The organism is Peribacillus sp. NPDC096622 (assembly GCF_044762665.1).
GTDB classification, from domain to species: domain Bacteria; phylum Bacillota; class Bacilli; order Bacillales; family DSM-1321; genus Peribacillus; species Peribacillus frigoritolerans_B.
The window spans coordinates 41,234-47,536 of the sequence record NZ_JBIWES010000024.1; the positions used below are offsets into that span (position 1 = coordinate 41,234).

At 37.8% G+C, this 6,303-nt stretch carries 4 protein-coding genes and 1 pseudogene; 2 read left to right on the plus strand and 3 right to left on the minus strand.

The window, feature by feature from the left end:
- Positions 1 to 188 precede the first annotated feature (188 nt).
- Complete coding sequence (locus tag ACIQYG_RS24445) at positions 189 to 332, plus strand: DUF3956 family protein (RefSeq protein WP_402843519.1); 144 nt, start codon at positions 189 to 191, stop codon at positions 330 to 332.
- A 137-nt stretch (positions 333 to 469) separates the two neighbouring features.
- On the opposite strand, the pseudogene ACIQYG_RS24450 reads toward ACIQYG_RS24445, so the two are convergent.
- Both ACIQYG_RS24450 and ACIQYG_RS24455 read right to left on the minus strand, forming a co-directional pair.
- Positions 470 to 773, minus strand: a pseudogene (locus ACIQYG_RS24450) (IS4 family transposase); the annotation flags it as partial.
- Positions 774 to 886: 113 nt separating this feature from the next.
- Positions 887 to 2,083, minus strand: a complete 1,197-nt coding sequence (locus ACIQYG_RS24455; protein ID WP_402843532.1) for a macrolide family glycosyltransferase — start codon at positions 2,081 to 2,083, stop codon at positions 887 to 889.
- Positions 2,084 to 3,481: 1,398 nt separating this feature from the next.
- Here ACIQYG_RS24455 and ACIQYG_RS24460 point away from each other — a divergent pair.
- Positions 3,482 to 5,857 carry a M14 family zinc carboxypeptidase gene (locus ACIQYG_RS24460; protein WP_402843521.1) on the plus strand — a complete coding sequence of 792 codons (2,376 nt, stop codon included), beginning with the start codon at positions 3,482 to 3,484 and terminating at the stop codon, positions 5,855 to 5,857.
- Positions 5,858 to 5,914: 57 nt separating this feature from the next.
- Here ACIQYG_RS24460 and ACIQYG_RS24465 read toward each other — a convergent pair whose 3' ends face one another.
- Entirely contained in the window at positions 5,915 to 6,061 is a 147-nt protein-coding gene (locus tag ACIQYG_RS24465) for a hypothetical protein (RefSeq protein WP_402843524.1), read from the minus strand.
- Positions 6,062 to 6,303: the final 242 nt, after the last annotated feature.

A 6,303-nucleotide genomic window follows, 5' to 3' on the forward strand; every position in this document is an offset into this window, starting at 1 on the left:
TGCCTTTTCCAAATGCAAAACTAATACAATAACTGCTAAAACTCCATACTTTAATATGATCTGATTGTCTTTATCTACATAGTAATTCAAATATACTATTTCCTCTTAGAAACAAACTATTAACCTATTACACTATTATATATCTTTCATATACTAATATAGCTTTTAATAGAAAGGGGGAAGAAAGAGTGCAATCACCTTGTATCCTAGAAGTTAATGACCAATTCTTTTTAGTCACTGAAATTGATGATGTAGCTACACTTAGAATCCGTATTTCATCTCAATTAGCATCAGCTTTAATGGCATTAGGATTCCCAGTCTGCGGCGAATAGGTCACTTTCCTAACATTTTTTAGGTATCCCACTTCAAAAAGGGTTAGTGCATACCCTATAGTAACTAGTTAATATAATCAGATGTTATCGGCATGTAAAAAGGGATTTTCTATAGGAAAATCCCTTTTTACTACTTCGAGTGAAGTAAAGACTTCTTGGAGGAATGCGACAGCTGCTGGATTAAAGCGTTGATTCAGGCCTTCTGGCTTATTAATTAGGACTCCGTCGAAGCTTCTAAACGACTACATAAGTGCGTGAGTGATGTACTAGCGACTTCTTCTTGGCAGAGCCAAACGCAAAGGGCGACAAGTCCATTTGCTTGATACTTACTAGATCGCTGTGGAAATCCCACCTGTTGGGCAGTTCTTGCAGGACTATTGGGGATAGAAAACATTGTAATTCTTGTGCAAAAAGTGTCAGTTCACTGAAGGTAGGATTCATAAAAAAACCCATCCTTTCTCGTAAACTATTTACGATAAGCATAGCGTTTTTTTATTTTAGAAGGTATTGTTTAACTTAGGTTGATGGGCATGGGGCTGTACCCCTTATATGCCTTAGAAGATACCCGAACTTACCTTTTTTAAGTACTCATCTATAGCCGTTAGAGCTTCTTTTGCTCCACCTGATTTTTTAAAGCTATTGCTCAACTTCTTAGCATTTTCCCGATAAGCAGGATTGGACAATATCTGTTGAACGGATTCTTGTAGCTTTTCTATGCTTACTTCATGTGGATCAATTTTAAACCCGGCTTGAAGTTCCTCTAATCGATTAGCGATCAAAGGCTGATCTGAGGTCTGGGGGATTACGACAAGGGGGACTTCATAATAGAGAGCCTCGCTCGTACTATTCATTCCCCCATGGGTAATGAAGGCGTCTGTATGCTTTAAAACTTCGAGCTGCGGTAAATATCTACGTACAATGAAGTTTTCCGGCAAAGGCTGCAGCTTGGCTAAATCAGTAGCCATGCCCACTGAAAATATGACTTTCCCCTCAAAGTTTCTAAAAGCCTCTACACAGGTTTGAAAGAAAGATTCAAATCCTTGCAATATGGTACCCATTGAAATATACAGTACTTTCTGGTCTTTCAGTTCCTCTAACGGAAAATCATGTGTTTGCACCCGTTTCGTGATGGAAGGACCGATAAATACATATGAATCATCCATATATTCTCCACCTGGTTGAAACTCTCTGCTTGTATAGACAATATTCAAATCAGAAGCATTCATCATAAATTGGAAGTGGTGCTTTACCTTCACACCGAAACGTTCCTGGATCCGTTCCGTTATAGTCGAATTTTCTTTCTCCATTTCCGGTGATGGATTTAGAGGAAGACCCCTGCTACTTTCTAGCATTTTCAGGAATTGCTCCTGAGGAATAGCGAAAGAAGATGATGAAGAGATAGAAGGAATGTTTAAATAGTCTTTGACCAGCAGTCCCGCACCAAACGTATCATGATACACATAATCAAATGGGATGGAATCAGCTAATTCTTGAACAACAGCCAAAATATCATAGGAAAGTTTTAATATGACTTGCATAAATTCATGGATACTAGTGACTTTTTGAGGTGTTAATCCCTTTAAATGATTTGGATGAAGATATACATTCGCACCCAAACCTTCAATTCTCTCTTTAAATTCTTCAGTGGTTATGTAATGAACAGAATCTCCACGGTCAATTAAAGCTTTTACTACACCAAGAGTCGGATTAACATGGCCCTCAGCCGGAATGTTTATCATTAATACATTCATCAACTTTCACTCCCCTTTCAAATAATATATAAATCACTCAATCTCTTTTCATGATACAATACCATTCTTATCTTTTTCCAATATAAACCATCATGTTTGTCTAAAAGGGGTGAGGCAAGAATTATTTCTTTTTTAAGCCATTCACTAAAGACAATAGTGATTTGAGCTATTAATGAAGTTCTACGTCACTTTTTCTTTATCGTTAACTGATGGATTTACAGGATCTTTTATGCCGATCTCATTCAAAAATGGCGTATAAGACATCTTCTATGCCTTTTTTACCTCTATGGTTCCAAAAGTAACGAATTCTTGCCGTACCCTGTTAAGGATAGAAAAGTCATTTCAAAAAGTACTTTAAAGAAATGACATTACATCCTTATCGTTTGAAAAATGGCAATTTTTTAGCCTGAATTCCCTTAAGTATCAAGGTAAAGTTTTTAGTACCCCCAGAACGGAATTTTGGACTTTCATTGTAACTTATAAGCTCCATGTATTGTTTTTTTCCATGGCAGTCATGGAGGACGGTACACTTTGGTGGTGGGGAAATACATAATACAGACTAATTGCATGATATAGGATCGTGATGTTCACGTTTTGTGAACATTCATGGTTTACCAGAACAGATTTAACGGGTGAAACAAATGTAATATAGGGTTTTCTTTTCTCGCATTAAATTGCGAGCTTTTTTTAATCGATAATATCTGCTAACCTTTCACTATGGAGGGATTAAAATATACCGTTTCTTCGTTTGTTAGTTTACAAAATCAAAAATCCCATGAATTATATAGAATTCGATGGCTTTTCCATGTAATTTGACCGTTGGGGACAAACTACCAAAACAGATAAACGAGTTTTTTACCGATTTAGAAGCTCGTGTGAATTATTTATAAATACAAATGCTTCTGAAGTGGTGTAAATAGAAAAAAAATCCAGTCATCATTAACTGAAAATTCTCAATTAACACAAAAATGAGTGTATAATATGATAAAACGGTTATCTAAGTTTGTGGGTAACTATTTCTTAATAAGGAGGCGATACTCTTAAATATGCATGGAAATTTATTCATTAGAAGGTAAATACCGGTGGAATGCAGAAGAGGAGAAATTTATTAGTCTAGAAAGGAATTAAAGCAGCTTAGTTGCCGTTGGGAATGTGGGTTTAGATATTGCGTTTCCACAAAGTCGTTCAATGTTAATTTTTATTGGGATGCGCTCCTATAGCAGCACTAGTTTCGGAAGGTCAACTATAATACAGAATATATTTAACGATGTGGTTTGTTCAACGTTTTAAAATTAAAGCGCTTTCCATTAGCCAGCCATTTCGTGTTGTACTCAATTAAACTATGCATTAATTAATATATACAAAAAATCACTATATATACATACTGGAGGTATTAGGATGAAAAAGAAAAAAGCATTAACCGGCCTGATGGCTGTTAGTTTACTAACAGTAATTCCGTGGAGTTCTGGACATGCTGAGAAACCTCAATGGACAAATGTGAATACATATGAGGAACAGGACGGAAGCAAGTTTAATAGCGAAAACTATGACTTTGTGAAATTCTCACAAATTGGTTCCAAATTAAAAGAGATTGAAAAACTTTCAAACCGTGTGAAAGTTGAAGTCCGTGGAACATCAGCTGATGGAAACCCACTCTACGTTGTCACGATTGCTGACCCGACAACGCAAGGGAAGTTCGGAAAAGTGAAGGCACTTAGAAAGCAAATGTTTAAGAATCCAGGCAAAGCTCAAGAATGGGTTGCCGATAATCCTGACTTTAAAGTTCCAATTATGATTAATGGTTCTATTCATGGGACTGAATTTGTCGGAAGTGATGCAATCCTTCAATTAATTGAACGTTTTGCTACCCAAAATGATGCAACAACGAAAGACGTTTTAGAGAATAATATTCTTATTTTCAATGTCGTACAAAACCCTGATGGACGTATTGATGCGACCCGCTTTAATGGCGAAGGAATTGACATTAATCGTGACTTTATCACCCAGTCGCAGCCAGAAACAAAAGAGATGGTTGAGCTCATTAAAGAATGGAACCCGATGGTGTTCCTTGATACTCATGGTTATGTGAAGAATTATCAGCCAAATCTGCAGGGGTTAATTGAGCCTTGTACGCCTCCGCATAATCCTAATTACGAGTATGACTTATACGGAAAATGGGCCTATAAACAGGCAGAAGCGATGGAAGCGGAAATAATGAAGGATCATGAGAACTATTCAGGACCCTTGTATCAAAACATGAAAGGTACCTATATTCCGCTGCGCGATGATTCCGCCGGCTGGGATGATTACCCACCAATTTTCACACCAATGTATGCGATGTACCATGGTGCTTACGGTCATACATTAGAAGCCCCAACAAATGATTGGGATGGCGTACGATGGATGTATAATTCGATTATGGGGGCACTGAAATTTGCAACAGCTAACAAGCAATCCATGATTACTGATCAAATTGAAATTTTTAAAAGAGGAATTAACTTTGACCATCCTTTTCATAAGGAAGGGTTATTTCCAAAAACCTACATACTTCCACTAAACCCTAAGGATCCGACTGTTACGAATAAGGCAGTAAATCATTTGATCAATAATGATATTGAAGTTGTTCAAGCTGTGAATGCATTTGAAGCGGATGGAGTGTCATATCCAAAAGGAACTTATCTCGTTGAGATGGATCAGGCGAAAGCCGGATTAGCAAACACGATGCTCTGGGATGGGGAAGACATCACGAACGATACCCCAGCAATGTACGACATTTCCGCATGGAGTTTACCGGAGCTTTGGGGATTCGAGGCAGTAGCCACACAAAATCCTATTAAAGTCAATACAACGAAAGTAAACCGGATTACAGGTCAAGGAACGGTTTCAGGAAAAGGACCGTTTCTGATTCCGAACAGCTCTGTCCAATCGGTAAATTTAGTAAATGCATTGCTTAAGCAAGGAATACCTATAGTACGTGATGCACAAGGCAACTTCTTTGCAAAAGCTTTAGCTAATAAGGTATCAGCAGCGGTGAAAGAATCGGGGCTACAGGTTGGGACTGCTGAGGTACCAGCGGATGCAGTGGCTGTTACGTCTTTAAAAGTGGCTATATTAAAGGATGGAGGCATGGGTAAACAGAAATCACACGCAGGAACAAAGCTCGCTTTGAAAAGACTAGGTTTTGATGTGACAGAAGTTACTCCAGTCGAAGTGGCTAAAAATGCCCTTACCGGTTTTGATATTTTTGTCTATAGTGGGACGGAAAGTCTCATTTCTACCAACCTATCTGAAGCTAATAAAGAATTTGGATTACAGACCGCCGGGCAATTTAATGCGTTTAAAGACAATGTGACAAGCTTCTTAAATGAAGGAGGCAAATATATAGCTGTAGGTGCTGGTGCATCTAGAGCAACTAAGACACTTGGTCTTACAGACGACATCATTAATGTAGGAGGTTCCAACAGTAATGGTATCGTAAAAGTCGATTATGTGGGAACCGGTTTAACAGCAGGATATGGAGAGGATGATATCGGCTTTGTCTATCGTCCAACATGGTTCACGGGTACGGATAATGATGAAATCGTTGCGACTTTTGCAGATTCAGATAATTTCTTCGTAGCTGGTCACTGGAAAAATAACATAACCGCCAAGGGCCAAGCCGTAATCGTAAAAGAACAGAATAAAGATGTGACTCTTATTGGGTTAGAAGCAGGTTTCCGCGACCATCCGGATTACTTGTTCCGTCTTCTATCAAATACAATTTTTGAAAAATAGTAGAAATAGCCAAAGCCGGATTCAGCAATGAATCCGGCTTTGGCTATTTGAAAAATGTTAAACACTTGCTAATGAGTCTTGAACAAATATCTCAGCAACTGCTATATAAATACTTATTACTTTTAAATCATCTGCTGCAAAAACCGTTGAAGGACTTCTATCAAGAAGTAGTTGTTTAGCCGATTGAAAGGCGTTTTCTACCATATCCCCACTATCTATTGAGTATATTAGGTTGTAAAAAAAATCTCGCAATATAAGAGTTTATAATTATTGTTCTTATTTACTATCAGGTGCGTTAGCTGAAGATCAGAGCTGTCTTTAAGGCGGCTTTTTCTTTACTATCGGGGCAGATTAGCATTCCTGTAGATCGTTAAATATCAGGTTTGAAAAAAATAGAGCCCCTCAGTAAGATACGAGTATAGAGTCCAATCTAACTCAAAGTCTTA